Below are 26,989 nucleotides of genomic sequence, written 5' to 3'. Positions count from 1 at the left end.
GCGCGGCGAGCGGCGCTGAGCTGGGCACCCGGATGTCGCGGCGACGGCCTACTTCAGGGCGCGCAGGCGGGGCAGGATCTCCTCGCCGTAGGTGCGCAGGAAGCGCTCCTGGTCATGGCCCGGACCGTGGAACACGAGGTGCTTGAACCCCATGTCGAGGTACTCGGTGATGCGGGCAACGTGCTCGTCGGGGTCGGTCGAGACGATGAAACGGGATGCCGCGCGCTCGATCGGCAGGGCATCCGCGAGCTTCTGCATCTCGATCGGGTCCTCAACACCCATCTTCTCCTCGGGCGACAGTGCGAGGGGTGCCCAGAATCGGGTGTCCTGCATGGCGCGCTCATGGTCGTGGTCGAACGAAACCTTCACCTCGATGAGGGTGTCGATGTCGTCCGCGGTGCGGCTGGCCTTCTCGAGGCCCTCGGCCAGCGCAGGCAGGAGCGTGTCCGTGTACAGCTCGCGCTTCTTGCCGGAGGTCGTGATGAACCCGTCGGCGATCCGCCCCGCGAGCCGGGTGGCGGCAGGCCCTGCGGCGCCGATGTAGACGGGCACGGGTGTTTCGGGTTTGTCGTAGATCGTGGCATCCACGGTGCGGTAATACTCACCCTCGAAGGTGACTCGATCGCGGCTCCACAGTTCGTCAATGAGCCCGAGGGCCTCCTTGAGGCGCGCGAAACGCTCCGGCGGCTCGGGCCAGGGGATGCCGAGCGTCGCCTCGTTGAGCGCCTCACCCGTGCCGACACCCAGGATGACGCGGCCCGGATACAGGGAGCCGAGGGTTCCGAACGCCTGCGCGATCACTGCCGGGTGGTAGCGGAACGTGGGCGTCAGCACCGAGGTGCCCATGAGCACGCGGTCGGTGCTGGCCCCGAGAGCTCCCAGCCACGGGAGCGCGGCCGGCGCGTGGCCGCCGTCGTGATTCCAGGGCTGAAGGTGATCGGAGATGAACACCGAGTCGAAGCCGACCTCCTCGGCCAGCACGCCGAACCGCAGCAACTCGCGCGGAGCAAACTGCTCCGCCGACGCCTTGTACCCGAACCGAATGGGGTGCTTCATGCCTGTCTCCTCCTCTTACCAACCGACCGACAAAGGCCAGTCCACGGATGCCCGAACTTCTCGTTGTACACGCGGCTCCATTTCGCGCACCTCACGGTAGGGCGCTGCATCGAACACGCCATTGCGCTCGCGGAACTCCTGCGCCGACCCCGGCCACAGGAGGGTCAATCGTCCGCTCCGGGAATCGAGGTACCACGAGTCGCACCCGCTCAACCACACCGTGGAGGCTGCCCGTCGATCGAGCTCGGCGGTGTACTCCCGCTCGGCGTCGGCGCTCACCTCGAGCACACCGTCCAGGTGTTCGAGCGCACCGACGACGTACTGCAACTGGGTCTCGATCATGTAGACGGCCGAGTTGTGGCCGAGGCCGGCGTTGGGCCCGTTCACGATGAAGAGGTTCGGGAAGCCGTGCACCGTCGTCGAGGCGAATGCGGTCATCCCGTCGGCCCAGTGTTCGGCGAGGGTAACACCGCCAACTCCTTCGACGAGCGCCGCGTACGGCTGCTCGGACGATTCGAACCCGGTGGCGAAGATCACCACGTCGGCGTCGTAGCGCTCACCGCTCGCGGCGACGAGCACACCGTGGTCGATGCGCTCCAGCGCCGACGCTTCGAGGTGCACCGCGCCGCTCTCGAAAGCGGGGTAGTAGTCACTCGAGATGAGGCGGCGCTTGCAGCCGATCTCATAGTTGGGGGTGAGCGCGGCGCGGAGGCGGGCATCCGTGACCTGGGAGTGCAGGTGCTCGAGGGCCTCCTGTCGGGCCGCGGCGATCGCAGCAGGGTCGCCGGCTCGTGCGGCGAACATGGCTTCACCCTCCCAGAACTGGGCGGTGCGCAGTCGCTCGATGGCGGTGGGGTCCGACGCGAACTCCGCGAGTTCGGATTCCGTGTACTCGCGGTCGGGGCGCGGCACGATCCACGGCGCGCTCCGTTGGAACACGGTGACGGATGCCGCGGCCGCTGCCACCTCGGGAACCACCTGCACCGCGGAGGCTCCCGTTCCCACCACGGCCACACGCTTGCCCGTGAGGTCGACGTCGTGCCGCCACCGCGCGGTGTGCATCATGTCGCCCGTGAACGTCTCGATGCCGGCGACCTCGGGGATGCGAGGCTCGGTGAGGCGGCCCGCGGCGAGGATGACGGCATCGGCCGTGAGGTCGCCGCGGCTGGTAGAGACCCGCCACACCGCCCACTCGTCGTCCCAGCGCAGGGCGGTCATGGCGGTGTTCAGCCGAAGATGGGATTCGAGGCCGTTCGCCGCACCGCGAAGGTAGCCGTGAATCTCCTCGCCGCGGGCGAAGACGTTTGTCCACGCGGGGTTGGGCAGGAACGAGAAGCTGTACAAATGCGACGGCACGTCGCACGCGACACCCGGGTAAGTGTTGTCACGCCACGTTCCGCCGACACTCGCGGCGCGCTCGAGCACAACAAACGAGCTTTCGCCCGACCGCAGCAGTTCGTGAGCTGCACCGAGCCCCGCGAATCCGGCGCCGACGATCGCGACGCGCACGTGGGTCACGACCGGGCTCCCGGTTCACCGTAGGTTGTCGTGCGCTGACGCAGCGGGCGGAAGAGCTTCGCGGTCAGTCGTTTCGCCTGGTCGAGCGTGAGCTCCTGACCGAACTCGGCTGCGAACTCCGGCAGCACGGTGCCGTCGAGGAGTGTCCCCCCGAGATCGTCGGCGCCCGACTGCAGCATGAGCGCGGACGCATCGACACCGAGTCGCGTCCACGGGACTTGGATGTGACGGATGTGCCCGTTCAGAAGTATGCGTGAAATGGCATGCACCGCGCGATGCTCCTCGATGCTCACGGTCGACCCCGGGAGCGGAATGGGAACGAACTCCGTGAAACCACCCGTCGCGGACTGGATCTCGATGAGCCGCTCGAGGTGAGCGATGCGCTGCTCCCACGTCTCGCCGTGACCGTAGAACATGACGGAGCTGGTGCGGAAGCCGGCGCGATGCGCGGCGGTGATCACCTCGACCCAGCGCTCGACGGGCAGGTCGGCGGGGAACATCCGTGCGCGCACATCCTCATCGAGGAGCTTGAGCCCTGTACCCGGGATCGTGTCCACCCCGGCATCGCGGAGTTGGCTTAGGGCGGCATCCAGCGACAGATTGTTGCGGGTCGCGAAGTCATCGATGTCCGCCGGGCGGAACGCATGGAGATGGATGCCCGGCGCAGCGCTCTTCACGGCGCGGGCAAGTTCGAGATATTCTCCGCCCGGCATGAGGCCCTGCACACACAACTCGGTCGCACCGAGTTCCCAGGCTTCGCGGGCGACCGCCGCTGCACCGTCGGGTCCGTACTCGCTGTAGCGCGTCGAGTCGAGGTTGCGGTTGACGACGATGCTCACGGCTTCGCCGACCGTGTAGCGCCGAAGCGCGTCAGCCTCAGCAACGAGCTCGTCGTATTCGTTGCTACTGAGTTGCCGGTTGAGGAGCGACCGAAGGTCGCGTCTCGAAACCGCACCGACGTTGTTTTCCTGTGGGGTTTCGAGACGCGGGCTGCGCCCGCTCCTCAACCCGCAAGCGTCGTCCGCGGCCAACCCACGGTCGTCGGCCATCGCCGTCACCCGGGGCGCGATCCCCGCGTCCATCCACTGCTCGTTCAGGTACTCGGGGTGCGCGGTCAGGCGTTCACGCAACTCGAAGCCGTACCGTGCGGTCGCTTCCGCGAGGTCGTCGAGGTGCGGCCACGGACGCTCCGGGTTGACGTGGTCGGCGGTGAGCGGGCTCACGCCACCCCAGTCGTCGGCCCCGGCCCGCAGCAGCAGTTCGAACTCGCCGGCATCGGAGAGGTTCGGCGGAACCTGGATGCGGGCATCCGCCCCCATGACGATGCGCGCGACCGCGATGGCCGCCACGTACTCGAGCAGCTCGGCATCCGGTACTGCCTGCATCGCGGTCTGGGGTTTCGCGCGGAAGTTCTGCACGATGACCTCTTGAATGTGCCCGTGCCGGTCGTCCGCGTCCCGCAGCGCGACGAGCGATTCCGCTCGATCGCGTACGGTCTCGCCAATGCCCACGAGGATGCCCGTGGTGAACGGAACCCGTGCGGCACCCGCATCCTCGATCACGGCCAGGCGTACTGCCGGGTCCTTGTCGGGGGACCCGTAGTGGACCTGCCCCTTCTCCGTGTACAACCGCGTCGACGTGGTCTCGAGCATCATGCCCATGGACGGCGCGTACGGGCGGAGGAACTCCAGCTCGGCGGCCGTCATCACTCCGGGGTTGAGGTGGGGGAGCAGCCCCGTCTCGTCGAGCACGGCCTGGGCCATGTCGGCGACGTAGTGCAGCGTCGATTCGTAGCCGTGCTCGTCAAGCCAGGCGCGAGCCTCGGGCCACCGCTCCTCTGGTCGATCGCCGAGGGTGAAGAGCGCCTCTTTGCAGCCGAGCGCCGCACCCTCTCGCGCGACCGCGAGCACCTGCTCGCGGCTCATGTAGGCGGGTTTGCCGAGCTTGAGCAGCTGGCCAGGCGTGTCCACGAAGATGCAGTAGTGGCAGCGATCGCGGCAGAGCGTCGTCACCGGCAGGAAGACCTTGCGCGAGTACGTGATGACTCCGGGGCGTCCGGCGCGAGCGAGCCCTTCGTCCCTGAGGTGTGCGGCGAGGTGGAGGAGCCGTTCGAGGTCGTCGCCCCGGGCATCCAGCAACACTTCGGCGTCGTCGACGGATGCCCGCCCACCCGCACGCACGCGCTCGAGGATCTCCTCGACCGAGGAGCGGGGGCTCGCGTCGACTAGCGTCACCTCTCCACCGTACTCGCGCTCCGCGATCACATCCCTGCGAGTGGACGTCGCTCAGCGTCGCTCCGCCCGCGCGGGTTTGATTCCGTCGCGCACGTTTGTACACCAGCGTGGTCACCAAACCCCCGCGCGGGCGGAGCGTCGCTCAGCGTCGTCCCAGAGATTGTGCGGAGTCCCCAACGGGCTCGGGATGCCGCGGCCAGAAGTCGTGCACTCCCTACGGCACATTCCCCCATTCGTTGTAGCAGTCGTACGTTAACGCCATGAGCCAGACGATCGACCGTACGAGCAAGGTTCCCGCAGCGCAGCAGGAGAAGCCGGTAGTGGATGTCGCGGCCCTCGGCGAGCGACTGATGGGGCGTTGGGCGGCAGAACGCCGGGCATCCCGCGAGCTCGCCGCGACTCCCGCGATGCAGCGTATTCCGGGGCAAACGATGGCCGAGCACCGGGAGCGTGTGCTCGAGCAACTGAAGATCCTCGTTGAGCACAAGTCGGTGCACAAAGCGTTCCCCAAGAGTGTTGGCGGCCTCGAGGATGCCGGTGGCAACATCGCCCAGTTCGAGGAGCTGCTGCTCGCCGACCCGAGCCTGCAGATCAAGTCGGGTGTGCAGTGGGGTCTCTTCGGTGCGGCGGTTATGCACCTCGGCACGGAGAAGCACCACACGAAGTGGCTTCCCGGCATCATGAGCCTCGAGATCCCCGGCGCCTTCGCGATGACGGAGACGGGGCATGGCTCGGATGTCTCGGCAGTGGGCACCACGGCGACCTACGACGAGTCCACCCAGGAGTTCGTCATCCACACGCCGTTCCGCGCGGCCTGGAAGGACTACCTTGGCAACGCAGCCCTCCACGGTGAGGCCGCTGTTGTGTTTGCCCAGCTCATCACGAAGGGTGTGAACCACGGAGTTCATGCCTTCTACGTGGACATCCGAGACAAGGACAAGAATTTCCTTCCGGGTATCGGGGGTGAGGATGACGGCCTCAAGGGTGGCCTCAACGGCATCGACAACGGCCGCCTCCACTTCACGAATGTGCGTATCCCGCGTGAGAACCTCCTCAACCGTTACGGCGACGTCGCCGAGGACGGCACCTACTCGTCGCCCATTGCGAGCCCGGGTCGCCGCTTCTTCACGATGCTCGGCACTCTCGTGCAGGGTCGTGTCTCGCTCGACGGCGCCTCGGTCGTGGCCTCGAAGCTCGCCCTCACGATCGCCCTCTCCTACGGTTCGCAGCGGCGCCAGTTCACGGCGGCCAGCGACACGGAGGAGGAGGTCATCCTCGACTATCAGCGTCACCAGCGGCGACTGCTCCCGCGCCTGGCCGAGACCTACGCGATGAGTTTTGCGCACGACGTCTTCCTCGAGAAGTTCGACGCCGTCTTCACGGGTCGCGCCGACACCGACGAGGACCGTCAAGATCTCGAGACCCTGGCCGCAGCGCTCAAGCCGCTCTCCACGTGGGCTGCGCTCGACATTCTGCAGGAGGCCCGCGAGGCCTGTGGCGGCAACGGCTTCCTCGCGGAGAACCGGCTCACGCTGCTGCGCGCCGACATGGACATCTACGCGACCTTCGAGGGTGACAACAACGTGCTGCTGCAGCTCGTTGCCAAGCGTCTCCTCACGGACTACTCGAAGAAGTTCGCTGGCGCCGACGCGGGTGCGCTCGCACAGTACGTCGCAGGTCAGGTGGGGGATGCCACGCTCAACCGCACCGGTCTGCGCAAGCTCGCCCAGTCCATCGTCGACTTCGGCTCCACCGCCCGTTCCGTGGGTTACGTGCGGGACGCCGACGCCCAGCGTCAGCTCCTCACCGATCGCGTGCAGTCGATGATCGCCGAGATCGCCGGACGCCTGCGTGACGCGGGCAAGCTGCCCAAGATGGAGGCCGCGCAACTCTTCAACAGCAACCAGAACGCTCTCATCGAGGCGGCTCGTGCACACGGCGAGCTTCTCCAGTGGGAGGCGTTCACGGAGGCCGTCGAGGGCATCGAGGATGCCGGAACCCGCCAGGTACTCACGTGGCTCCGCGATCTCTTCGGGCTGGGCCTCATCGAGAAGCACGCCGCGTGGTACCTCATCCACGGCCGCATCTCGGCGCAGCGCGCACAGGCCATCACGAGCTACATCGACGACCGCCTGCTCCCGCGTCTGCGCGAGTACGCGCTGCCGCTCGTGGCTGCCTTCGAGCTGAGCCCCGAACTCATCGGTGCGCCCATCGCGCTCGGTGCGGAGAAGGAGCGCCAGGATGAGGCGATGCTCTACTACCGCGAGCAGCGCGAGAGTGGAACGGCCCCGATCGCGGAGAAGGCGCCAGCCAAGCCCGTCCGCGCCTAGCCCTTGCTGTCCCGATTCGATAAGGGTGTGTTCGTTGCCAGGGCACACTCCCGCGCCGGCGTCGTAGCCTTGGCCTATGTCACGCGTGAAATCGGTCAACATCGGGATGCCACGGCCGAACCCGCACAAGGCGACACGTGACACCGGCATCGACAAGCGGCCCCAGAGTGGGCCCGTCGAGGTGCGCGCGCCAGGGCCACGCGGTACGGGGCTGGGAAGCGGTCTCGTCGGCGATTTCATCGGTGACCCGCGTCACCACGGCGGCGACGAGCAAGCCGTGTATTCCTTCACGCGTGAGGACTTGGACGCGTGGGAGGGGCGACTCGACCGCGAGCTCACCGACGGCTTCTTCGGGGAGAATCTCACGACCGAGGGTTACGACGTGAACGAGGCGCGGCTCGGGGAGATCTGGCAGATCGGTGACACCGTGCAACTCAAGGTCACGAGTCCGCGACTGCCCTGTTCGACATTCCGCGGGTGGGTCGATGAGAAGGGCTGGCTGCGCACCTTCACCCTTGCGGCGCGCCCGGGGGCGTACCTGAGCGTGGTGCAGCCCGGGGTCATCAGCGCGGGGGATGAGCTGCGTGTCATCCATCGCCCGGATCACAACGTGACGGTCGCCCTCACTTATCGTGCGCTCACGACGGAGCGGCACCTGCTTCCGAGTCTTCTCGAGGCTGGCACGGACCTCGACGACGAAACCCGCGGCGCGATCGAGAAGAACGCGGCCTTCGACGCCGGGTAGAACGACGCTCAGCGTCGCTCGCCGCACGGCGTCACGCCGTGCGGGATGCCGTGAGCCGACGCAATACGGTGACGAGCAGCACAACGATCACCGCCGCGATGGCCGCCACTCCCGTCACGATGGAGGCGGGCTCACCCACGAGGCGACCGACGGCAACCCACGCGAGACCCCACGACAGCGTGAGCGCTGGCGACAGGCGCCCGGCGCCCACAAACGCGAGAACCACCCCAGCGAGGGCGGCGACGATCAACACGATCACCGACCACACTTCCGGCGCGGCTCCGAACCCGTCGAATCCGATCGCGACGAGCCACGCGGTCACGTTGGCGGCGGTCGCGATGCACACCCAGCCGAGATACAGGCCGAGCGGAACATCCGTGAACGCAGCGTCGAGGGCGCCCGACGGCCGGTACTGCAGCGTCTGCCGGAAGCACTGAATGAGCACCGCGAGGAGCACCACGATGATGGGCACACTCAGTCCGAGCAGGTCGAATTGGATCGACAGAATCCACAGCCCGTTGAGCACGAGGGATGCCGCGACCCAATAGCCCAACCGACGGTGCCGTTCCGCGGCGGTCTGCCCTGGGAGCGCTTGCCACACCGCATACGCCAGGAGCCCGAGGTAGATCACGGACCACACCGAGAACGCGGGCGACGCGGGAGCGATGAGTGTCGCATCCGCTGCGAGCGCACCTCCCGCCGCGTCCTGAATGGGTGTTCCACCGGCGGCACCGGAGCCGACGAAGGAGGCGATCACGGCGAAGACGGCCGTGGAGATGACAACGATCTGGCGGAGCACATCCGCGGGCTGGCGCATGACGCGAGCCTAGAGCTGCGGCCGTGAGTGCATCCAGCTCTCGACAATCACGACCTCAGGCGCTAGCGCAAGGGCCAATCGGTGAGCGCCGCGCGCGAGTACCGTATGGCCATGACGTTCAACGACAACGCCAGGATCGATACGAGCAAGGTCCGTCGGCGCGGGCGCACCACGGGTATCGCGGTCGGTGGTGGTGGCCTCCTCGTGGTGGGTCTCTTCCTCCTGTCGCAGTTGCTTGGTGTGGACCTGACGGGTCTCGCCGGTGGTGGCGGCCAGCAGCAGGGGCCCGACCAGAGCATCGGAGAGTGCACGGGTCTCGATGCCAACGCCGATCTCGATTGCCGCATCGCGGGCGCCGCGGATTCCCTCGACACCTACTGGTCGGAGGAGTTGCCGACATTCGGGGCGGAGTACCGCACGACGGGCATCGTGCTCTTCGAGGGGAGTGTCGACACGGCGTGCGGCGGGGCGACGAGCGCGGTGGGCCCGTTCTACTGCCCGCCGGACGAGACGATCTATATCGACACGAGTTTCTACGACGAGCTGCAGTCCCGCTTCGGGTCGTCGGGTGGTCCGCTCGCTCAGATGTACGTTGTCGCACACGAGTGGGGTCACCACATTCAGAACATCACGGGCATCATGGATGGCCTGAACCTGCAGGACACCGGGCCAGCGTCCGACGCCGTTCGTCTTGAGCTCCAGGCGGATTGTTTTGCTGGCGCCTGGGTTGGCGCCGCGCCACAGCTTCGGGATGACCAGGGTGTTGCGTTCTTGGAGCCCGTCACCCAGCAGCAGATTGCGGATGCCCTCAGTGCGGCATCCGCGGTGGGCGACGATCGCATCCAGGAGTCGACGACCGGTCAGGTGACACCGGAGGCGTGGACTCACGGTTCGAGCGAGCAGCGGCAGCGCTGGTTCGTCGCGGGCCTTGAGGGTGGTCCGAACGCGTGCAGTACTTTCGAGGCCGAGTCGCTCTAGCCCATCACGTGGTGCTGAGGTAGATTCACCGCATGTGGATCGCGCGGGGGCGAGCGCTTATGGCTGTTGCCATGGTGGTGTCGCTCGCCGCCTGCACTCCCGCGGATGCCGAGACCGACCCCGCCCCGGCAGCTCCCGTGATCGCTGGCACCCCAGCCGCGCCCGTGTTCACTCCCGTATCGACATGCTCGGAGCTCCTCGGCCCGGTGCTGGAGGCCGAGATCCTCGGGGGCGGTTACGTGCTCTTCTCCTCCACACCGGGGGCCGGCATCCACTACCCGATCTCGAGTACACAAACGACGGGGTCGCCGCTCAGCTGCTGGTATGGGGTTGACGGACTGGACCTCTCCACCTTCGAGATCGCAGCGCAGCTCATCCGCGACCGCGTGTCCGTCGAGTCGGCGCTCGCCGGTTTCGTGTCGTCGGGGGATGAGACCGTAACGACGTGGGTGAAGGAAGGTTCGCCCGGTGGTGAGCCTGCCGTCGTTCACGTGGTGCGCGACGACAGCTGGCTGACCGCGTTCAGCGCCTACGGTGGCGCGGAGCAGGTTGCGACGATGACGCGGTACCTGACCACCGTCGCAGAGAACGTCTACGGCACGTAGGCCCGGCGGGTGCGGCTCGTCAACCCCTCGCCCTTCAGCGCACGAGAGTCGTAGCGTTGCCACATGGACAGGGACAACACGCAGGGAACAGACCCGGACCTCACACCGAGCGCGCCCGATGAGACGGAGTCTCAGCCGGACACCGTTTCGGGTGGCGCTCCAGAAGAGCCCGACACGCCTGATGAGGCGTACGGCACTCCACCGGAGTAGCCCAACAGACCGCGATGCCCCGTGTCCCAGCCGACGCGGGGCATCGCTCTGTTCGGATCAGCTATCGCGCAGCGCCGAGATGAGCTCGCTCTTGCGTTTACCCGAGTAGCCGGTCAGGCCGATCTCTTTCGCCCGTTTGCGCAGCTCGGGCACCGTCCAGTCCTCGTAGTCGCCGCTCGAACCGCCGCGGCGCCCCAGCGTGGATCGTCCGTCGCGCGCCGCGGCATTCGAGATGCGCGCGGCCTTCTGCGCTGAATTGCCTTCGTCCCGGAGTTTCTCGTACAGCTCGGGATCCTTGAGTGATGAGTTACCGTTCGATCGTGGCATCCGCCCCTCCCTCTCTCGTGGCGGCTACAGGGGTTTGCCGCCGGTGACCGGAATCACGCCACCCGACATGTAGGAGCCGTCGTCGCTGGCGAGCAGCACGTATGCGGGTGCGAGTTCGGCTGGCTGCCCCGGACGCCCGAGCGGGGTGTCCTTGCCGAACTCCTCGACCTTCTCCGGCCAGTCCGTTGCCGGGATGAGCGGCGTCCAGATCGGGCCGGGGGCGACAGCGTTGACACGGATGCCACGCTCCCCGAGCTCCTGCGACATGGCGCGAACGAACGCCACCTGTGCCGCCTTCGTCATGGCGTAGTCCACGAGCCCGGGAGACGGCGAAAACGCCTGAATCGAACTCGTGACGATGATGCTCGAGCCGGGCTCGAGGTGGGGCACCGCCGCGCGGGTGAACCACAGCATGGAGTACAGGTTCGTCTCGATCACCCGCTGAAACTCAGCGGTCTCGAGGTTCTCGATGCCGTCGCGGTCCTTCTGGTATGCGGCATTGGGGATGAGGATGTCGAGCCCCCCGAACGCGGCGACGGTCTGCTCGACCGCGTCAACACAGAACTTCTCGTCGCGAGCATCACCCGGGATCAGCAGCGCCTTGCGGCCCGCTTCGGCGATGAGTTCGGCGGTGGATGCCGCGTCCTCCTGCTCCTCGGGAAGGTGCACGATCGCGACATCCGCCCCCTCCCGGGCGAACGCAATGGCAACCGCCCTACCAATACCGGAGTCACCGCCCGTGATGAGGGCGCGACGACCGGTCAGCTTGCCCGTGCCGACGTAGCTCGATTCGCCGTGATCGGGTGCGGGATTGGTGTCGCCGGTAAGCCCCGGCTGTGACTGTGGCGTGCCGTCGAATCCGTCTGCGGGGTGGTCGTCACGCGGGTCGTCCGTTGTGGACATGTGGGTGCCTCCTCTTCGCTAGCGTCACTCCAGACCATCAGGGGTCGGTGTTGGCTGTGAAGGGGTTGACAGGCTTACGGTCGCGTCGGAAGGTACGGCTTCTCGCGCAGCACCGACGCGAGGTGGGTGGCGTTGGTGGCGAGCAGCAGATTCGCATTCGCGACCTCGTCCGGGATGGAGTCCAGGTCTTTGTAGTCGACCGTCTGCATCGCCTGACCGACCCAATAGGTTCCACCCTGAGACGGGATCGTGAAGCCGACATCGTTGAGCCCCTGATACAGGTCCGCGGTCGCCTTGTGGGCGCCGTCCTCGTTGCCGACGACCGCGACTGTTGCCACCTTGCCCGCGAGGATCGCGCGGCCCTCATCGTCGAACGTGGAGAGTTCGGCATCCAGTCGCTCCATCGCGCGATAGGCCTCGCTCGAGGCATGGCCCATCCAGATCGGTGTTGCCACGAGCAGGATGTCCGCGGCCATGATGAGCGACCGGATGCGCGGCCAGCCGTCACCGTCACCCTCGTTCGCCGTCACTCCCGGCGAGACGTTCATGTCGACCGTGCGCACGGACTGCCCGAGCACACCGAGCTCCCGGAAACTCGCGAGCACCTGATCGGCGAGGAGCTGCGTACTCGATAGCTCCGGCGACGGGGTGAGCGTGCAGACGAGGGCGAGGACGGAAATGTCTCGAGGCATCATCCTTCGACGCTAAGCCCGCTTTCCCGCGACTGCCCGGGGGTTGACAAAGCGCATGGTCGGGCGCATTCGATGACATGTCAACCCGTTGATCGCGACCACCGGCAGACGCACGATGGAGCAGTGTCGGTGAACGCTGACAGGGAGCGGGAGCGACGGTGCAGACGGCAGTGGCAAGAAGGGTCGTTCACCCCGGGTGGGGTACTGCGCTCCGACGCTCTTACCCTCACAATGGAGTGACCATGGGCACTCTCACATATGACTCAACGCTGGCGGCGGACTTCGATGACCGCACACTGGCCCATCTCCAGGTGGTCATCGGCGCGAAGTTGAGACGCAATGAAGCGTTTTTCTTCAGTTGGAAGGATGACTCCGCTATCGGAAACGGACGCTCGGTGATCTGGGTGCATCCGTCGATTCCGATCTCGTTCAAGTTCTTCGGGAGCAGACCTCCCGCCCTCAACCGTGAGTGGATCGACGAGATGTTGCTGTCAGCCAATACCCCGTCCGGTCTGCAGATCACAGCCGAACCCACCTCCGCGCCTGCCACGAACGGAGAATCATGAGCCGCACCACGATCCTCTACGACGGAATCGAGTACGTCGTCGCACTCACCGCGGACGACGTGAAGGCGAAGATCGCCGGAGTGCTCGCCACCGGTGAGCCGGGGTGGATCACGGTCAACCACGGGCGGGGCAAACTTCAGGCGGCGGAGATCCTCATTTGCGCCGGCATCCCGATCAGCCTCATCGACACGAGCGACCCCGCCGAGTAGCGGAACACAAAAGGGCGGTGAGCCGAAGCTCACCGCCCTTTTTGTACCCCTTGGGGGACCTGTGGCCGTTAGGCGCGGCGCGATCCGCGCGTGACCAGGCCGTAGATCAAGAGCACGAGAATCGCGCCACCGATCGCGAGCAGCCAGGTCGAGATGTCGAAGAAGCCCTCGAGGCCGACGCCGAAGATGGCGCTGCCGATGAAGCCTCCCAACAGTGCTCCGACGATGCCGAGGATGAGCGTGACGATCCAGCCGCCGCCCTGACGGCCCGGCAGAATCGCCTTCGCGATCGCCCCTGCTGCCAGCCCCAGAATGATCCAGGCGATGATACCCATGACGACCTCCCAGTCGATCACTTTCTGCTGTTCCGGGTCTCGGAACCGGCTCTACTGAACCACCGTTCGACCCTCACACGGGAGGGGTTGCGATGGCACTGTTCCGAGTGCTACGTGCGCGACTCAGTTGTCTAGGGCACGCAATCCGAGTTCGAGCGCGGCACCCACTGTCGCCTCGAGGACCCGGTCCATGCCTCCAGGAAAACGTCGCTGCTGAGACACGACGGTGCCGTCGTATACCGCGGCAATAAACACCGTCCCGGGTTCAATGTCGCCCTCTCGAGCTGGACCGCCGACGCCGGTTACGGCGAGGCCGAGGTCCGCTCCACAGAGCTTCGCGACCCCGTGCGCCATGGTCTCCGCGGCCTCGCGGGTGACTACGGGGCCAGGCTCCACCCCCAGCACGTCGAACTTCACCTCCGGCGCGTAGGCGATCACCCCACCGCGAAACCACTCCGACGACCCTTCGCTCGCGCCCAAGGCGCTCGCGATCGTCCCGGAGGTGAGGGATTCCGCGACGGCGACCGATGCCCCGCGGTCGCTCACGCGGCGTGCGAGACGCTCCGCTAGTTCTGTTGTCGACGGCATGAGGTTCTCCGTTCTCGTGGTGGATTGAAGTCAGTCCTGGAGCAACTCCAGGAGCGAGGTCATACTTCCGGGGCGTGCGATCGTGCGCCCGTCGATGAACCTTTCGAAGACAGCGGGGTGGATGTAGCTCGCCCGGGCAACGGTCGGCGTATTGCCGAGCATCCGGGCCGCGGCATCCGTCGCCTCGCGGATCGCTCGCTGCACCTCGCGCTCCGCCTCCGGCGTGCGGCGGGGGAGAGCTGCTGCCGCGGTGGCCGTGGCGTGGAGGGTGCGGAAGTCTTTCGCGGTGAAGCCGTCACCTGCCGTACCCCGGATGAACTCGTTGACCTCGGACGTGCGAATGGGGTCGCGGCGTCGTCCGTTTGCCCACGCGAGGAGTCGACTGCCAGCGGCCCTGTGGGTGGTCAGCTCGTCCAGCGCAAGGAGAAGGGGTGCATCCGTGACGGCGATGGATGCCCGCTGCCGACTCTTGCCGACGAAGTCGAAGGTCACGCCGCCGTCGCCGACGACCACATGCCGCACGAGGAGCGTGCACAGGCCACGCGAGCCGTTAGTAGTCGCGTAGGTCTCGTTGCCCACGCGCATTGCGGTGAGGTCGAGGATACGGAAGGCGGTGGCGAGCACCCGGTCGCGCGAGAGTGCGGGTTCGCCGAAGCTGCGTGCGGCACGACGGCGTGCCGCGGGGAGAGCCGCTGCGAGGGCGAGCGCGCGATCGAACTTCGCTTCGTCTTGAGCCGCCCGCCATGCAGGGTGGTAGATGTACTGGCGCCTGCCGGCGTCGTCGAGACCGACCGCGAGGATGTGAGACGACGGGCTCGGCGCGATCCACACCTCCCGCCACGCTGGCGGTATGGCGAGGGCGTCAAATCGCGCACGCTCCTCGGCGCCCACCTTCCGCCGGTCGGGTCTGCGGTAGTCGAACGCGTCCCCGCGCCGGATGCGCGTGACGCCCGGCGCTTCGTAGGGCCTGGCCTGGGTGAGTCTCACGACACGAATGTATGACGGGCTTCGGCGGTCGTCACGGGGTTGACTCGGCACCGTTCCGCGCTCAGCGCAACCCCTATCGAAAGAGGTCACATCGTGGGACTCTGAGAGTGGCCCCCGTTTGTGGGTCACCGACGCATCGGCGTCGCGTTGCACCCGTCAACGTGAAGTCACCTGGGAGGACTGAACGATGGGTTATCTGTATTACGGAACAACTGCCTATGCGGTGCAGATCGACGATCGCCCGCTCGCGCACCTGAAAGTGGCCATCCTGAGCCTCATGCGGGCTGGTGAGAGCACCGCGTTCTCGTTTGTGAGGCCAGCGGACATCGGTAGCGGTCGCGAGACACTCTGGATCTCACCGACCACCGACCTGCGATTTCTCTTCCACGGGAGCAGGCCGCCCAGGATCAATCAGCCGTGGGTGAAGCAGATCATCGAATCCGCGCACCAGCCCACCGGCCTCATGCTGATGCCAGAGCCGGAGACCGCGGAAGAACTGCAAACGGCGTGAGCGCACGGCTGTCCTACCTGCTGAACCTCCGGTCCATCGCGCGCGAGGGTGTCAAGGCCTCGACCCGCGGCAGCGCGAGCGCGTAACGTCGTGACCGTGAACGCACGAGCATCCGACGGCATGACCGACGACGAGAAGCGCCACGATCAACTCACGCGAGCGCCCAAATCCGACGAATCGGATGCGGCGCCGCGCATCACCACAACGCAGCACGGCGACACGACGCGGATCGACGTGGCGGACACGGCAGCCGTGCGACCGGGCAACCCCGACAAACAGGGCGCCTAGGTGGAGCGATACGACGCGATCGTCGTGGGCGCAGGACCCAATGGGCTCGCGGCCGCCGTGACTCTCGCCCGCTCGGGGCTCTCGGTCGCCGTCTACGAGCGTGAGTCGACCGTGGGAGGCGGGACGCGCACCGCGGAGTTGACGCTTCCGGGCTTTCGGCACGACGTGTGCTCTGCCGTGCACCCCCTCGCCCTCGCGAGCGGCTTCTTCCGCAAGTTCGGCCTCGACAAGCGCATCGAGCTTGTGGTTCCGGAACTCTCGTACGGGCATCCGCTCGACGGGGGTCGCGCCGCACTCGCGTGGCGGGATCTCGACCGCACGGTCGACGACCTCGGTCGTGATGGTCCGTCGTACCGTCGGCTCATGGGTCCACTCGTGCAGCGCGCGGACCGCGTCGCGCAGTACACGGGAACTCCGCTCGTGAGTGTGCCGGCGCATCCGCTCACGGCCGTGCGCTTCGGCTTGAAGGCGCTTGAGCAGGGTTCGATCGACTGGAACACCCGCTTTCGCGAAGACCTCGCCCCCGCCATGATCTCGGGTGTCGCGGCCCACGCCATCCGTCCCATGCCGAGCCTCGCGGCCGCGGCCGCGGCGCTCTCACTCGGAACGTACGCTCACGCTCGCGGGTGGCCGATCCCGGTGGGCGGCAGCCAGGCGATAGCGGATGCCCTCGCCGACGATCTTCGAGCCCACGGTGGCACGATCATCACCGACACGGGCGTCACCTCCCTCGCCGAGCTGCCGCCAGCACGAGTTGTGCTCCTCGACGTCGCACCGCGCGGACTGGCCTCCATTGCCCGGTCCCACCTCCCAGACTCGTACCTGCGCCGCCTGGATAACTTCCGGTACGGCAGCGGCGCGGCCAAGGTCGACTTCGCGCTCTCCGCGCCCGTGCCGTGGGCCAATCCCGACCTCGCGTCGGCGGGGACCGTGCACCTCGGCGGCACTCGTGCCGAGATCGCGCACGCCGAACGGGAGGTCGCGGCGGGGCGACACAGCTCTCGCCCCTACGTGCTCGTCTCCCAGCCGGGGGTCGGCGACCCGACCCGCGCACCGGAGGGCAAACACACACTGTGGGCTTACACCCACGTGCCGAGCGGCTCGACCTCGGATCAAACGGAGGCGGTCACCGCGCAGATCGAACGATTCGCCCCCGGGTTTCGCGACACGATTCTGGCGAGCGCGAGCAAAACCGCGGTCGACATGGAGATGCAGAACCCCAATTACGTTGGCGGCGACATCGCCGCGGGTGAGGCTGGATTTCTTCAGCTCGTTGCACGACCCGTGCTCTCGACCGATCCGTGGCGAACCCCCGGTCGCGGCATCTACCTCTGCTCCTCGTCGACACCGCCCGGGCCCGGCGTGCACGGCCTTGCCGGTTACTACGCTGCCCGCAGCGCGCTTCGGCACGAGTTCGGCATCACAACCGGCCCACAACTCGGGCCCGAAAGGTAGGCGGAATGTCCGTGACCGTGCGCGAGATGGCGTGCTCGCCCGACGATGTTTTCGCGGTGCTCGCGGACGGCTGGGTGTTTCCGACGTGGGTGGTGGGGGCATCCCGCATGCGCGACGTCGACGAGTCGTGGCCTGAGGTGGGGAGCCAGCTCCATCACTCGTTCGGCCTGTGGCCCGCAGTCATTGACGACCGCACAACCGTCCTCGAGTGGGATCCGCCACACAAGATGGCGATGAAGCCCGCCGGGTGGCCGCTCGGCGAGGCCCTCGTCATAATCGAGGTCAAGCCCCGCGGTGACGGGTGTGTTGTGCGGATGACGGAAGAGGTGCTGAGGGGACCGGCACGGCTCGTCCCACGACCGGTTACGGAGTCGCTGCTGCGCGTGCGTAATCGCGAAACCCTCTTGCGTTTGGCCTTCGCTGCCGAGGGCGGCAAGGCCAAACGAGACCGGGAGGCCGGCTAGCTGCGGTGCTTCGCCGCGAGGTCGGAGAACTTCTTCTCGAGCTCGTGGGCGGCAGCATCATCGCGGCCGGGTCCTGCGGCGAGGTTGCCCGCCTGAGTGGCGAGCGCCTCCAGCTGGGCGTAGTGCTCGGTGTCACCCTGCCCGTCGTGCTTGAGCTGTTCGAGGATCGCGCGGTGCTTCTTGGAGATCGACATGGCTCGATCGTGGCACAAAAAAGACGGGAACACCCCTCCCGCCGTGTCCAGTTTAACGCTCGGGCGGGGGCTTGCGGCAAGACCCCCCTCATGGCGCAGACTGAGCGGCCGTCCCGCCGTGCACGACTGGAGCCCGCCCTGAACACGACGTTTTTTGACCTGCCGCTAGCCCTGACCGCCAAGCGATCCCCGAACCTCATCGCTGGCGACGAGGCACACTTCGCCGCGATCGCCGCCGCCATCGAGCAGGAGCGAACCCACGTGGCGGCTCGCCTCGACGAGCTTCGCCGCCGTCGAGGAGACACCGGAGCAGAACTACGCGATCGTGATGATGAGATTCGCAGGCTGAGTTCCCGGATGTCCACCCTCGAGCGTTACGGAGCCGAAGCGTGTCTCGGGCGGATCGTGCCGGAGGCCAGCGCCGAGGCCGACCCCGAGCCGCTGTACATCGGCCGTATCGGACTCACGGATGCTTCGGGCATCCGGCTCCTCGTCGATTGGCGTACGCCGGCCGCCGAGCCCTTCTTCGCTGCAACCCACGCCAACGCGCTGGGCCTCGCGAGCCGCCGCCGGTTCCGCTGGAGCAGCGGTCGTGTCGTCGACTACTGGGACGAAGTCTTCGACCTCGACTCGCTGGGTGACGCTGCCGCCCTCGATGATCATTCCTCCTTCATTGCGAGTCTCGCGAGCACACGATCACCGCGCATGCGCGATGTGCTCGGCACGATCCAGGCCGATCAGGACGCCATCATCCGTCAGGGTGCGCGCGGACCTCTCGTCGTGGACGGGGGGCCGGGAACCGGCAAAACGGTGGTGGCGCTGCACCGCACCGCCTACCTGCTCTACGCGAACGAACGGATCCGGGCGGGGGGTGTACTCGTGATCGGGCCGAGCCCGGACTACCTCGCCTATGTGCACGACGTGCTGCCGAGCCTCGGAGAGAACAGCGTGCAGACCTGCACTCTGCGCGATTTGGTGCCGGAAGGGCGCGACGCGGCCACCGACGGCGGGCTCACTGTTGCCTCGTCCCTCGAGATGGTGCGGGCCGTCGAGGCAGCGGTCGATATCGCCGAGCGGCCGCCGACGCGCACGCTCACCGTCGAGACGCCGTGGGGTGATGCGGTGCTGGGAGCCCGCGAATGGGCTGAGGCGTTTGCCGCACCGGAACCCGGGCTCACCCACAACGCTGCGCGCGAGCAGGTGTGGGCCGCGATCGTCGAGATCATCGCCGACCAGGTCGACGCGGCGCGGGAGGAGGACACGGATGACTTCGACGCCTATGACCTCGTGCACGATGGGCCGCGCGATCTGGAGCGCACCCTCGCGGCGAACGAACTCCTCCGTGGCACCGTCGCGCGATCGTGGCCGCTGCTCGGTGCAGCCGACCTCGTCGCCCAGCTGCGGTCGGACCCCGGGGTGCTCTCACGGATTGCGCCGTGGTTGAGCGACTCGCAGGTCCGGTCGTTTCAGCGCGAGCATCCGTACCGCTGGACCGTCGAAGACCTCCCTCTCCTCGACGCTGCCCACCGGCGGCTGGGCGACCCCGGTCGGGCGGACGCCGCACGTCGTTGGCGCGCCGCCGAGGAGCGCGAGCGCGCACGCATGGCGCAGGTCACCGCGGAGCTGATCGCCAACGACGACTCGGACATGGGTGTCATGTCGATGTTGCGCGGGCAGGACCTGCGCTCAGCTCTCGTGGATCGGGCGGCTCTGTCGGAGCAGGCCGTCGACAGCCTCGCCGGTCCCTTTGCCCACATCGTCATCGATGAGGCGCAGGAACTCACGGATGCTCAGTGGCAGATGGTGCTCGCACGGTGCCCGTCGCGCAGCATCACCGTTGTGGGGGACCGCGCTCAGGCGCGCCAGGGCTTCGTGGAAACGTGGGAGGAGCGGCTCGCGCGTGTGGGGTTCGGGGATGCCCATATTGCGACGTTGCGGATCAACTATCGAACCCCGAGCGAGGTGATGGCGGTAGCCGCCCCCGAAATTCTCGCCGTGCTGCCGGATGCGAACGTGCCGGAATCGATCCGAGCGGGGGGAGAGCCGGTCATCCGGGTCGACGTATCGCAGATTCAGGGGGTCGTCGCGGACTGGCTGAAGCAACACGAGGAGGGCGTGGCGTGCGTCATCGGTGCGCCGTGGTTCGAGGGCGGCCCGCGCGTGCGGTCGTTGACGCCGACTGTCGCCAAGGGTCTCGAATTCGACCTCGTTGTAGTTGTCGAGCCCGCGAGCTTCGGTGACGGAATCGCGGGCGCTGTCGACAGGTATGTGGCGATGACGCGTGCGACAGGACAGCTCGTCGTGGCCTCCTCAGCGCTCGACGGTTAAACTGGCCGGGACGAGAGGATTCCCCATCTCCACCTTTGACCCGCCCGGCGACGACCCGCCCGAGCAGCCCGTGCCTCCCGTGGAACCGCCGGTTCCGCCCGTGCAGCCCCCGGTTCCTGTGGTTGTGCCACCCGTACAGCCGCCGGTTCCTCCGTCCGCGGTTGTGCCTACCGTGCAGCCGCCCGCTCCTCCCGGCGCCGGTTACGCTGCCCCGGCAGTCGCGCCGGTCGAAACGTATTCGCCCCCACCCGCGCCGAAAAAGCGGAGCCGGATCGGCTGGATCATCACGGTTGTGCTGCTCGCGCTCGCGCTCATCGCCACGGGCGTTTTCCTCTACCTCGCGCTGCAGCGACTGGAGCAGGCGAACGATCGTATTGACGATCAGGACCGCGAGATCCAGGAGCAGCAGGACCTCATCGAGAAGAAGGAGACGTTCGGGGCCGCGGCGGAAGAACTTATGGACACCGCGGCGCTCTTCGACGGCCTGCCGTACGCCACGATCGTGGACACCACCAACCTCACGGGCCTCATCCGTGCCGGCTGGGCGCACCGCTGGAATCCCGAGCTGCTCGATGCCGACACGGAGAACCTCGTTGCGGCAAAGGATGAGCTCGCGGCCCGTCACTCCGCAGCCCAGGCCGAGGCATCCAGCAACGCGAGTGGCACCGTCTACGAATCGCTCACCGACTCGCTCGGAACCGGCTATCTGCGCACCTCCCTCGACACCGCAGACGCGACGTGCGAACAGGACGTGTGGGGCTGCGTGAGCGGCGCCGACCCGTGGGCCATCCACTACGACAACGCGCAGACCGCCTCCGAGCCGTACATGACCGATTGGCTGCGCACGGGGCTCGCGTACCACGAGTACGCGCACGTGTTGCAGTTCACCAATCCCGAGCAGACGGCGTCGGCCGTCGCATCCTTCGGTGACGACTACGAGACCATGGCCGACTGCTACGCGCTCACCACGCTGCCCGGCTGGACGCTCGACCACACGATCTACACGGGGGCTTTCGAGTACTGGGAGGTGAGCGTCGGCTACGGCTACACGTGCGACGCGAACCAGCAGCAGGTCATCCGCGATTGGGTGAGCGGGCTCGGGTACCGGTACGCCCCCATCTCGCAGTAGCTGTCAACCCCCCTCGTCTCTCCAGCTTCTCCGCGTAGCGTCTCCTCACCTCGATACGAACAAGGGAGAGATCGATGAAGAGTTCTACGGGTCTACTGGTTCTGGGCGCTATCGCCGCCATCGCCTTCGCTGCGACCCCGAAGGGTCGCGAGCTCGTCTCTCAGGGCCGCCGCAAGGTGGAACACCTGTGGTCTGACGCCGAGCTTCCCCGCACCATGGCCGACGCCCGCGAGCAGGTTCGCCGCGTTCCCGTGGTCGGCGAGCGTATCGCCGGGAGCATGAAGGCTGCTTCGTGAGCATGCAAGACCAACCCGTGGAGGACGGGAGCCTCGATGCGAGCGACGACGACAAGCTCCGCGGCCTAGTCGAGCAAGTCAAGCGCGACGTCGAGTTCGGCTCCGTTCCTCCGGATGAGGAGAGGGACGTGCTGCAGCAGCGCGCTGCCGAGGCGGGACTCCATGTGGAGTCATCCCGCCTCGAGGAACTCCTCTCCTAACCCTCCGACGCCGAGTGCCGCCAGAGGGCTGCTATACCCGCCCCCGTAGCAGCCACACGGCGGCACTCGGCGTCGTCATGCCCGGCGCAGGGTGAGGATGCCGTCGGTGATGGAGCCACCGTGGTGCGAGTCACGCTCTACGAGAGCGTTCGTTACTACCGTCCAGTCGTCGTCGCTCAACGGCGAATCGCTCGCGAAGAGTGACGTGTAGACCTCATCGGGAGTGGGCAGCTCCTCGGCGTGCTGATGCATCTCCTCGCTCGCCCAGTGCGGCACCCCGACGTGCCCAATGATGACGAGCAGGCCGCCGGATGCCACGGCCTGTGCCGCTCGCCGCAAGATCCGCTCGCGCGGCAACTCCACGGTGGAGTGCAAAAAACTCGCCGTCACCAGGTCGTACTGTTGCGGCGGTACCCACTCCGCGAGATCTGCCGCAACCCACGTGATGTCGTCGGCCGCATCCTGCTCGGCCTGCCCGATCGCGATCGCCGAAGGCGAGATATCGACTGCGGTCACCCGCCAGCCGCGGCGCGCGAGCCACAACGCATCGCCGCCCTCACCAGAACCGAGATCGAGGGCCGTACCCGGGGCGACGTCCGCCACCTCGCGCTCGAGCGCCGCATTGACGTTGCCGCTCCATGTCTTGCCGTCGCGGTAGCGGGCTTCCCAATAGTCGAACGCCTCGGATGTGCTCATGGGCACACCATGACAGAGGGGTGGGGTGGTCGCCACTCGGTTTGCTGGTTCGGCAAGTGCGGCGCATCGCCTGGGTCCTAAAGAAAAGTTGTGGTGCACCCCGCGCGACTGTGTTACCGTACATCGAACCGGTTCGATGGAGAGCGAGGAAGCCGTGGCGACAATCGGAGACGTGGCGCGTGCCGCCGGGGTATCCCGCAGCACCGTATCGTACGCGCTCTCAGGTAACCGCCCCATCTCTCGTGAAACGCGAGAGCGTATCGATCAAGCCATCCTCGAGCTCGGGTTCACGGTCAACGCTGGCGCACGGGCTCTGGCTACCGCGCAAACAAAGGCCATTGGCCTCCTTTCGCAGTTTCACCGCGACGAGTTCGCGCCCGCGATGCTCCAGTACATCCGGTCCGTTTCGGACGCAGCGCGCGAACTCGGCTACGACGTGCTCTTCGTCACCGACATTGACGGCTCGGCTGCTGTTCGTCGAATCACGTCGTCGAACATGGTCGACGGGGTAGTACTCCTCGACGTCACGCACGCCGATCCGCGCCTCGACGCGCTACGAGCGGCACGACAGCCCGGAGCCCTCGTCGGGCTGCCCGGCGACACGGAAGGCCTCGACGTTTTTGACCTCGATTTCGGCGAATCCGCGCGCGTCATGGTCGACCACCTCTACAGCCTCGGCCACCGCGAAATCATCCTCGTGAGTCCGCCAAAACATGTGTTCGAGCGCGGGGGAGCGTACGGCTGGCGGTTCCGCGATGCGGCCATCGAGCGCGCCGGGCGGTACGGCATCCGAATTCATCCCTACTACGGCGAATCCCAGCAGCCCGAGATCACCGTCAACATCGACGCGATCCTGGATGCTCGGCCCACGGCGACCGCCATGATCGTGCACAACGATGCGACGATCGCCGCACTGCCCATGGTGCTCCAGCGCCGAGGTGTGCGCGTGCCCGACGACCTCTCGGTCGTGAGCCTGTACGCACAAGACTTCGGGCGAACCTTCTCCCTGCCGTACACGGCAGTCGAGAGTTCGCCCGACAAGTTGGGCCGCATGGCGGTCCAGCAACTGGTTCGGCGAATCATCGACCCGGGACAGGCAGGCCCCGCAGTCGTGAAGTTCGTCGCGCCGGAGTTGGTTGATCGGGGCAGCACGGCGTAGCCAGTGACGAGAGGTCAACGACTTCTGGCGATCGGCGTTCGAACCGGTTCGATACATCCCGAAAAGTGACAAGCACGATTCAGAGAGGAATACCGTGATCACGACAAGCAAGGGGATCCGCGCGGCAAGCGCGCTCGTCCTCGGAACAGCCCTCATCGGTTCGCTCGCGGCCTGCGCCCCGAGCAGCGAAGGCGGCGGCGACAGCACCACCTACACCCTGTGGGACCCGTACCCGGACCGCGATGCGTCGTCCACATGGGCTCAGGCCATTGATGCGTGCGCCGACGAGCTCGGCATCACCATCGAGCGAAACTCGGGCAACACGGGCGACACCGTCAAGGACCTCACCACGGCCGCAGGCAATCTCCCCGACCTCGCGATGGTCGATAACCCCAAGGTCGGCACCCTCGCTGATGCGGGGCTCCTCACCACCAACTCCGAGACCGGTCTCGATACGTCGGCCATCGAGGCGAACATCCTCTCGGCGGGCGAGCTCGATGGCGAAACCTACGGCGTTCCTGTCGGAGCCAACACCCTCGGCCTGTACTACAACCCCGAGATCCTCGAGGCCGCCGGCGTCGACATCGCCTCGGTGACCGACTACGCGTCGCTCACTGCCGCGCTCGAGAAGGTCGTGGCCTCCGGCGCGAAGGGCATCACGTTCTCGGCCGTGGGAACCGAGGAGGGAACGTTCCAGTTCCTCCCGTGGTTCTGGGGTGCAGACGCGGACCTGACCGAACTCGACTCGAGCGCTGCCCAGTCGGCACTCCAGCTCTGGACTGACTGGGTGAACAAGGGTCTCGCACCCAACTCGGTGCTCTCGAACACACAGGGGACGAGCTGGGACGAGTTCATGACCGGCGAGTACGGCTTCGCGGAGAACGGGTCGTGGTTCAAGGGCGCAGCGGATGAGGCGGGCTACCTGTCCATCCAGGTTCCCGGTATCGACGGGGGAGCAGCACCCGCGCCCACCGGTGGTGAGTTCATCACCATTCCGGTCCAGTCGGACACCTCGCGCTACGAAACCTCGACCAAGATCGTCGAGTGCTTGACCACCGGCAACGCCGGTGCCGACGCTCTCGGTTACGTCGCGCCGACCGCGGAGGGACAGGCCGCTCAGCTCGAGGCCGACCCGTCGCTCGAGTTCTGGATTACCGCTGTCGGAGACGCGAAGCCGCGCACCGCCGACAACCTCGGCATCTCGTACGGCATCATCTCCGAGCAGCTCTACACCGCAGTGCAGAACGCTCTCAGTGGCGTCTCGTCACCGGCTGACGCCCTCGCGGACGCACAGGCGGCGGCCGCCGAGCGCTTGCAGTAATCACCACCGGCACCACCAGGAAGGCACTCCATGACAGCGACACAGATCACCTCTGAGTCGGCTGCGCGTGTCACCAAGGATGGGGCGGCGTCTCTCGTCGCCCCATCCCGCCGCCGGGCGCCGAAGCCCCGTTGGCGTGAACGACTTGTCGCGTCGGCATTCGTCGCTCCCGTGGTGATCTACCTCGCGGTCTTCTACGCGTACCCCCTCTTCCGCAACCTCGATCTGAGTTTTCGCGATTACACGCTGCGCTCCTTCATTGACGGCAATGCGCCGTTCGTGTGGTTCGACAACTACGCGCAGGTGCTCGCGGATTCGACGTTTGCGCCGGCACTCATCAACACGGCGGTCTTCACGTTCGTGTCGATCATCTTCCAGTTCTCCATCGGACTACTCCTCGCGGTGTTCTTCTACCGCCACTTCCCGCTGTCGGCCACACTGCGCGCACTCTTCCTCGTGCCGTGGCTGCTGCCCCTGCTCGTCTCAGCCTCGGTGTGGGCATGGATGCTCAACAGCGAGTCCGGCATCGTCAACGCCGCGCTCGAGACGATCGGACTGGGGCAGGTCAACTGGCTGACGTCGCCCCAGTGGTCGATGGTCTCGGTGCTCCTGGCGAACATCTGGATCGGCATCCCGTTCAACCTCGTCATCCTGTACAGCGGTCTGCAGAACATCCCCGGTGAGGTCTATGAGGCGGCTTCGTTGGACGGCGCGAACGGATGGCAGACCTTCTGGCGCATCACGTTCCCACTCCTGCGCCCGGTGTCGGCGATCACGATCCTCCTGGGTCTGGTGTACACCCTCAAGGTGTTCGACATCATCTGGATCATGACCCGGGGTGCTCCCGGCAACTCGTCGACGACATTCGCGATCTGGTCGTACCGTCTGGGCTTCGGAGGCGGCAGCCCAGAACTCAGCCCTGCGGCGGCGGTCGGCAATCTGCTGATCATCCTCGCGTTCGTCTTCGGGCTGCTCTATATCCGCTCGCAACGGAAGTTGGTCGAATCATGAGAACACGCGGTCGGCTGTGGAAGACGGCAGTGGGCGTTGTCCTCACGGGCATCATGCTCTTCCCGCTCTATTGGATGATCAACGTCTCGCTCACCCAACCGAACGAGTTGCGCAAAGATCCGCCAAACCTGTTTCCGTTCAACCCGACGTTCGACGGATACTCCCGCGTCATCTCAGAGCAGTTGCCGTATCTCGGAACCAGTCTCGTTGTGGGGCTCGGTACGGTCATCCTGACGGTCGCGATTTCTGCCCCGGCGGCGTTCGCCATCGCGAAGCTCCGTCCGTGGGGTGGCACAACCCTCAACTTCGTCCTGCTCATCGCCCAGATGATCCCCGGCATCATCATGGCGATGGGGTTCTACCTGATCTTCTTCAACTGGGGCATTCTCGACACCATCCCAGGGCTCATCCTCGCGGACTCAACGCTCGCCGTTCCCTTCGGTGTGCTTATCTTCGTCGCGTTCATGTCGGGCATCCCCAATGAGTTGATCGCCGCAGCGAAGATCGACGGCGCGGGTGCCTGGCGCACGTTCCGATCGATCGTGTTGCCCGTCAGCCGCAACTCGATCGTCACCGTTTCGCTCTTCGCCTTCCTCTGGTCGTGGTCGGACTTCCTGTTCGCTTCCACGCTCAACAGGTCGGGCGCGTTCCAGCCGATCACGATCGGCATCTACCGCTACATCGGCAACAACACCCAGGACTGGAACGCGATCATGGCGACCGCCGTCGTCGCCTCCATCCCCGCGGCCGTGCTGCTCGTGCTCGCACAGCGCTATGTCGCCGCGGGCGTGACGGCCGGTGCCGTCAAAGACTGATCTCGCTCGACCCTCGCATTCC

Annotated in this window: 31 protein-coding genes; 19 read left to right on the top strand and 12 right to left on the bottom strand. The window is 66.6% G+C overall.

What is annotated here, in order from left to right:
- Window positions 1-48: 48 nt before the first annotated feature.
- The 3 genes from fgd to cofG are packed head-to-tail and all read right to left on the bottom strand — an operon-like array spanning window position 49 to window position 4,808.
- On the bottom strand, window positions 49-1,056 hold the full coding sequence (gene fgd / locus LH407_RS06230) for a glucose-6-phosphate dehydrogenase (coenzyme-F420) (protein WP_322134853.1): 1,008 nt from the start codon (window positions 1,054-1,056) through the stop codon (window positions 49-51).
- Between the two features lie 15 nt (window positions 1,057-1,071).
- Window positions 1,072-2,574: a flavin-containing monooxygenase gene (locus LH407_RS06225; protein WP_322134854.1), complete on the bottom strand. Its 1,503-nt coding sequence runs from the start codon at window positions 2,572-2,574 to the stop codon at window positions 1,072-1,074.
- On the bottom strand, window positions 2,571-4,808 hold the full coding sequence (cofG, locus tag LH407_RS06220) for a 7,8-didemethyl-8-hydroxy-5-deazariboflavin synthase CofG (protein ID WP_322134855.1): 2,238 nt from the start codon (window positions 4,806-4,808) through the stop codon (window positions 2,571-2,573). Before cofG ends, LH407_RS06225 begins: the two co-directional genes overlap by 4 nt.
- A 260-nt stretch (window positions 4,809-5,068) precedes the next feature.
- On the opposite strand from cofG, the gene LH407_RS06215 reads away from it, so the two are divergent.
- Window positions 5,069-7,138, top strand: coding sequence for an acyl-CoA dehydrogenase family protein (locus tag LH407_RS06215; protein ID WP_322134856.1), 2,070 nt, complete (start codon window positions 5,069-5,071; stop codon window positions 7,136-7,138).
- Between the two features lie 76 nt (window positions 7,139-7,214).
- Window positions 7,215-7,883 (top strand): MOSC domain-containing protein, encoded by a 669-nt coding sequence (locus tag LH407_RS06210; RefSeq protein WP_322134857.1) that lies wholly within the window; start codon window positions 7,215-7,217, stop codon window positions 7,881-7,883.
- A gap of 31 nt (window positions 7,884-7,914) precedes the next feature.
- Here LH407_RS06210 and LH407_RS06205 read toward each other — a convergent pair whose 3' ends face one another.
- Entirely contained in the window at window positions 7,915-8,700 is a 786-nt protein-coding gene (locus LH407_RS06205; protein WP_322134858.1) for a TspO/MBR family protein, read from the bottom strand.
- A gap of 111 nt (window positions 8,701-8,811) precedes the next feature.
- Between LH407_RS06205 and ypfJ the strand changes: the two genes are divergently transcribed.
- The 3 genes from ypfJ (at window position 8,812) to LH407_RS06190 (ending at window position 10,493) form a co-directional block, all read left to right on the top strand.
- Window positions 8,812-9,678, top strand: a complete 867-nt coding sequence (gene ypfJ / locus LH407_RS06200) for a KPN_02809 family neutral zinc metallopeptidase (protein ID WP_322134859.1) — start codon at window positions 8,812-8,814, stop codon at window positions 9,676-9,678.
- A gap of 32 nt (window positions 9,679-9,710) precedes the next feature.
- Complete coding sequence (locus LH407_RS06195) at window positions 9,711-10,283, top strand: hypothetical protein (RefSeq protein WP_322134860.1); 573 nt, start codon at window positions 9,711-9,713, stop codon at window positions 10,281-10,283.
- Window positions 10,284-10,346: 63 nt separating this feature from the next.
- The gene (locus LH407_RS06190; RefSeq protein ID WP_322134861.1) at window positions 10,347-10,493 is read left to right on the top strand and encodes a hypothetical protein; all 147 of its coding nucleotides are present in this window, start codon (window positions 10,347-10,349) and stop codon (window positions 10,491-10,493) included.
- Window positions 10,494-10,550: 57 nt separating this feature from the next.
- Here the strand turns inward: LH407_RS06190 and LH407_RS06185 are convergent, their stop codons facing one another.
- From LH407_RS06185 to LH407_RS06175, 3 genes are all read right to left on the bottom strand, one after another.
- Window positions 10,551-10,820 carry a DUF7218 family protein gene (locus LH407_RS06185; RefSeq protein ID WP_322134862.1) on the bottom strand — a complete coding sequence of 90 codons (270 nt, stop codon included), beginning with the start codon at window positions 10,818-10,820 and terminating at the stop codon, window positions 10,551-10,553.
- A gap of 24 nt (window positions 10,821-10,844) precedes the next feature.
- Window positions 10,845-11,723, bottom strand: a complete 879-nt coding sequence (locus LH407_RS06180; protein WP_322134863.1) for an SDR family oxidoreductase — start codon at window positions 11,721-11,723, stop codon at window positions 10,845-10,847.
- Window positions 11,724-11,797: 74 nt separating this feature from the next.
- On the bottom strand, window positions 11,798-12,415 hold the full coding sequence (locus tag LH407_RS06175) for a flavodoxin family protein (RefSeq protein WP_322134959.1): 618 nt from the start codon (window positions 12,413-12,415) through the stop codon (window positions 11,798-11,800).
- Between the two features lie 242 nt (window positions 12,416-12,657).
- Here LH407_RS06175 and LH407_RS06170 point away from each other — a divergent pair, with 242 nt between their 5' ends.
- Together LH407_RS06170 and LH407_RS06165 are read left to right on the top strand one after the other, a co-directional pair.
- A complete protein-coding gene (locus LH407_RS06170) occupies window positions 12,658-12,981 on the top strand; it encodes a DUF7882 family protein (protein ID WP_322134864.1) in 324 nt (107 codons plus the stop codon).
- A complete protein-coding gene (locus tag LH407_RS06165; protein WP_322134865.1) occupies window positions 12,978-13,190 on the top strand; it encodes a hypothetical protein in 213 nt (70 codons plus the stop codon). Before LH407_RS06170 ends, LH407_RS06165 begins: the two co-directional genes overlap by 4 nt.
- Window positions 13,191-13,258: 68 nt before the next feature.
- Here LH407_RS06165 and LH407_RS06160 read toward each other — a convergent pair whose 3' ends face one another.
- The 3 genes from LH407_RS06160 to LH407_RS06150 form a co-directional block, all read right to left on the bottom strand.
- Window positions 13,259-13,525, bottom strand: a complete 267-nt coding sequence (locus LH407_RS06160) for a GlsB/YeaQ/YmgE family stress response membrane protein (RefSeq protein WP_322134960.1) — start codon at window positions 13,523-13,525, stop codon at window positions 13,259-13,261.
- Window positions 13,526-13,648: 123 nt separating this feature from the next.
- Window positions 13,649-14,113, bottom strand: a complete 465-nt coding sequence (locus tag LH407_RS06155) for a CinA family protein (protein ID WP_322134866.1) — start codon at window positions 14,111-14,113, stop codon at window positions 13,649-13,651.
- 30 nt (window positions 14,114-14,143) lie between these two features.
- The gene (locus LH407_RS06150; RefSeq protein ID WP_322134867.1) at window positions 14,144-15,100 is read right to left on the bottom strand and encodes a DNA topoisomerase IB; all 957 of its coding nucleotides are present in this window, start codon (window positions 15,098-15,100) and stop codon (window positions 14,144-14,146) included.
- A gap of 187 nt (window positions 15,101-15,287) precedes the next feature.
- Between LH407_RS06150 and LH407_RS06145 the strand changes: the two genes are divergently transcribed.
- From LH407_RS06145 to LH407_RS06130, 4 genes are all read left to right on the top strand, one after another.
- A complete protein-coding gene (locus tag LH407_RS06145; RefSeq protein ID WP_322134868.1) occupies window positions 15,288-15,611 on the top strand; it encodes a DUF7882 family protein in 324 nt (107 codons plus the stop codon).
- Between the two features lie 96 nt (window positions 15,612-15,707).
- Window positions 15,708-15,899 carry a hypothetical protein gene (locus LH407_RS06140; protein WP_322134869.1) on the top strand — a complete coding sequence of 64 codons (192 nt, stop codon included), beginning with the start codon at window positions 15,708-15,710 and terminating at the stop codon, window positions 15,897-15,899.
- Window positions 15,900-17,354: a phytoene desaturase family protein gene (locus LH407_RS06135; RefSeq protein WP_322134870.1), complete on the top strand. Its 1,455-nt coding sequence runs from the start codon at window positions 15,900-15,902 to the stop codon at window positions 17,352-17,354.
- A 5-nt stretch (window positions 17,355-17,359) separates the two neighbouring features.
- Window positions 17,360-17,818: an SRPBCC family protein gene (locus LH407_RS06130; protein WP_322134871.1), complete on the top strand. Its 459-nt coding sequence runs from the start codon at window positions 17,360-17,362 to the stop codon at window positions 17,816-17,818.
- On the opposite strand, the gene LH407_RS06125 is transcribed toward LH407_RS06130, so the two are convergent.
- The gene (locus LH407_RS06125) at window positions 17,815-18,012 is read right to left on the bottom strand and encodes a hypothetical protein (RefSeq protein WP_322134872.1); all 198 of its coding nucleotides are present in this window, start codon (window positions 18,010-18,012) and stop codon (window positions 17,815-17,817) included. The two genes, LH407_RS06130 and LH407_RS06125, sit on opposite strands and share 4 nt — an antisense overlap.
- A 90-nt stretch (window positions 18,013-18,102) precedes the next feature.
- Here LH407_RS06125 and helR point away from each other — a divergent pair, with 90 nt between their 5' ends.
- From helR to LH407_RS06105, 4 genes are all read left to right on the top strand, one after another.
- The gene (helR, locus tag LH407_RS06120; protein ID WP_322134873.1) at window positions 18,103-20,340 is read left to right on the top strand and encodes an RNA polymerase recycling motor ATPase HelR; all 2,238 of its coding nucleotides are present in this window, start codon (window positions 18,103-18,105) and stop codon (window positions 20,338-20,340) included.
- Between the two features lie 70 nt (window positions 20,341-20,410).
- Window positions 20,411-21,469, top strand: a complete 1,059-nt coding sequence (locus LH407_RS06115) for a hypothetical protein (RefSeq protein ID WP_322135037.1) — start codon at window positions 20,411-20,413, stop codon at window positions 21,467-21,469.
- 74 nt (window positions 21,470-21,543) lie between these two features.
- A complete protein-coding gene (locus LH407_RS06110; protein WP_322134875.1) occupies window positions 21,544-21,765 on the top strand; it encodes a hypothetical protein in 222 nt (73 codons plus the stop codon).
- Window positions 21,762-21,965: a hypothetical protein gene (locus tag LH407_RS06105; protein ID WP_322134876.1), complete on the top strand. Its 204-nt coding sequence runs from the start codon at window positions 21,762-21,764 to the stop codon at window positions 21,963-21,965. The genes LH407_RS06110 and LH407_RS06105 overlap by 4 nt, the downstream gene beginning before the upstream one ends.
- 75 nt (window positions 21,966-22,040) lie before the next feature.
- Here the strand turns inward: LH407_RS06105 and LH407_RS06100 are convergent, their stop codons facing one another.
- Entirely contained in the window at window positions 22,041-22,661 is a 621-nt protein-coding gene (locus LH407_RS06100) for a class I SAM-dependent methyltransferase (protein ID WP_322134877.1), read from the bottom strand.
- A 154-nt stretch (window positions 22,662-22,815) separates the two neighbouring features.
- Here LH407_RS06100 and LH407_RS06095 point away from each other — a divergent pair, with 154 nt between their 5' ends.
- The 4 genes from LH407_RS06095 to LH407_RS06080 all read left to right on the top strand — a co-directional run bounded on the left by LH407_RS06095 (window position 22,816) and on the right by LH407_RS06080 (window position 26,967).
- Window positions 22,816-23,820 (top strand): LacI family DNA-binding transcriptional regulator, encoded by a 1,005-nt coding sequence (locus tag LH407_RS06095; protein WP_322134878.1) that lies wholly within the window; start codon window positions 22,816-22,818, stop codon window positions 23,818-23,820.
- Between the two features lie 94 nt (window positions 23,821-23,914).
- Window positions 23,915-25,141, top strand: a complete 1,227-nt coding sequence (locus LH407_RS06090) for a sugar ABC transporter substrate-binding protein (protein ID WP_322134879.1) — start codon at window positions 23,915-23,917, stop codon at window positions 25,139-25,141.
- 30 nt (window positions 25,142-25,171) lie between these two features.
- Complete coding sequence (locus LH407_RS06085; protein WP_322134880.1) at window positions 25,172-26,152, top strand: carbohydrate ABC transporter permease; 981 nt, start codon at window positions 25,172-25,174, stop codon at window positions 26,150-26,152.
- Entirely contained in the window at window positions 26,149-26,967 is an 819-nt protein-coding gene (locus LH407_RS06080; RefSeq protein WP_322134881.1) for a carbohydrate ABC transporter permease, read from the top strand. Before LH407_RS06085 ends, LH407_RS06080 begins: the two co-directional genes overlap by 4 nt.
- Window positions 26,968-26,989 lie beyond the last annotated feature (22 nt).

This window comes from Antiquaquibacter oligotrophicus (assembly GCF_020535405.1).
Lineage (GTDB): Bacteria > Actinomycetota > Actinomycetes > Actinomycetales > Microbacteriaceae > Rhodoglobus > Rhodoglobus oligotrophicus.
The sequence above is the reverse complement of the archived record's forward strand: the minus strand, read 5'-3'. Positions and strand labels throughout refer to the sequence as shown.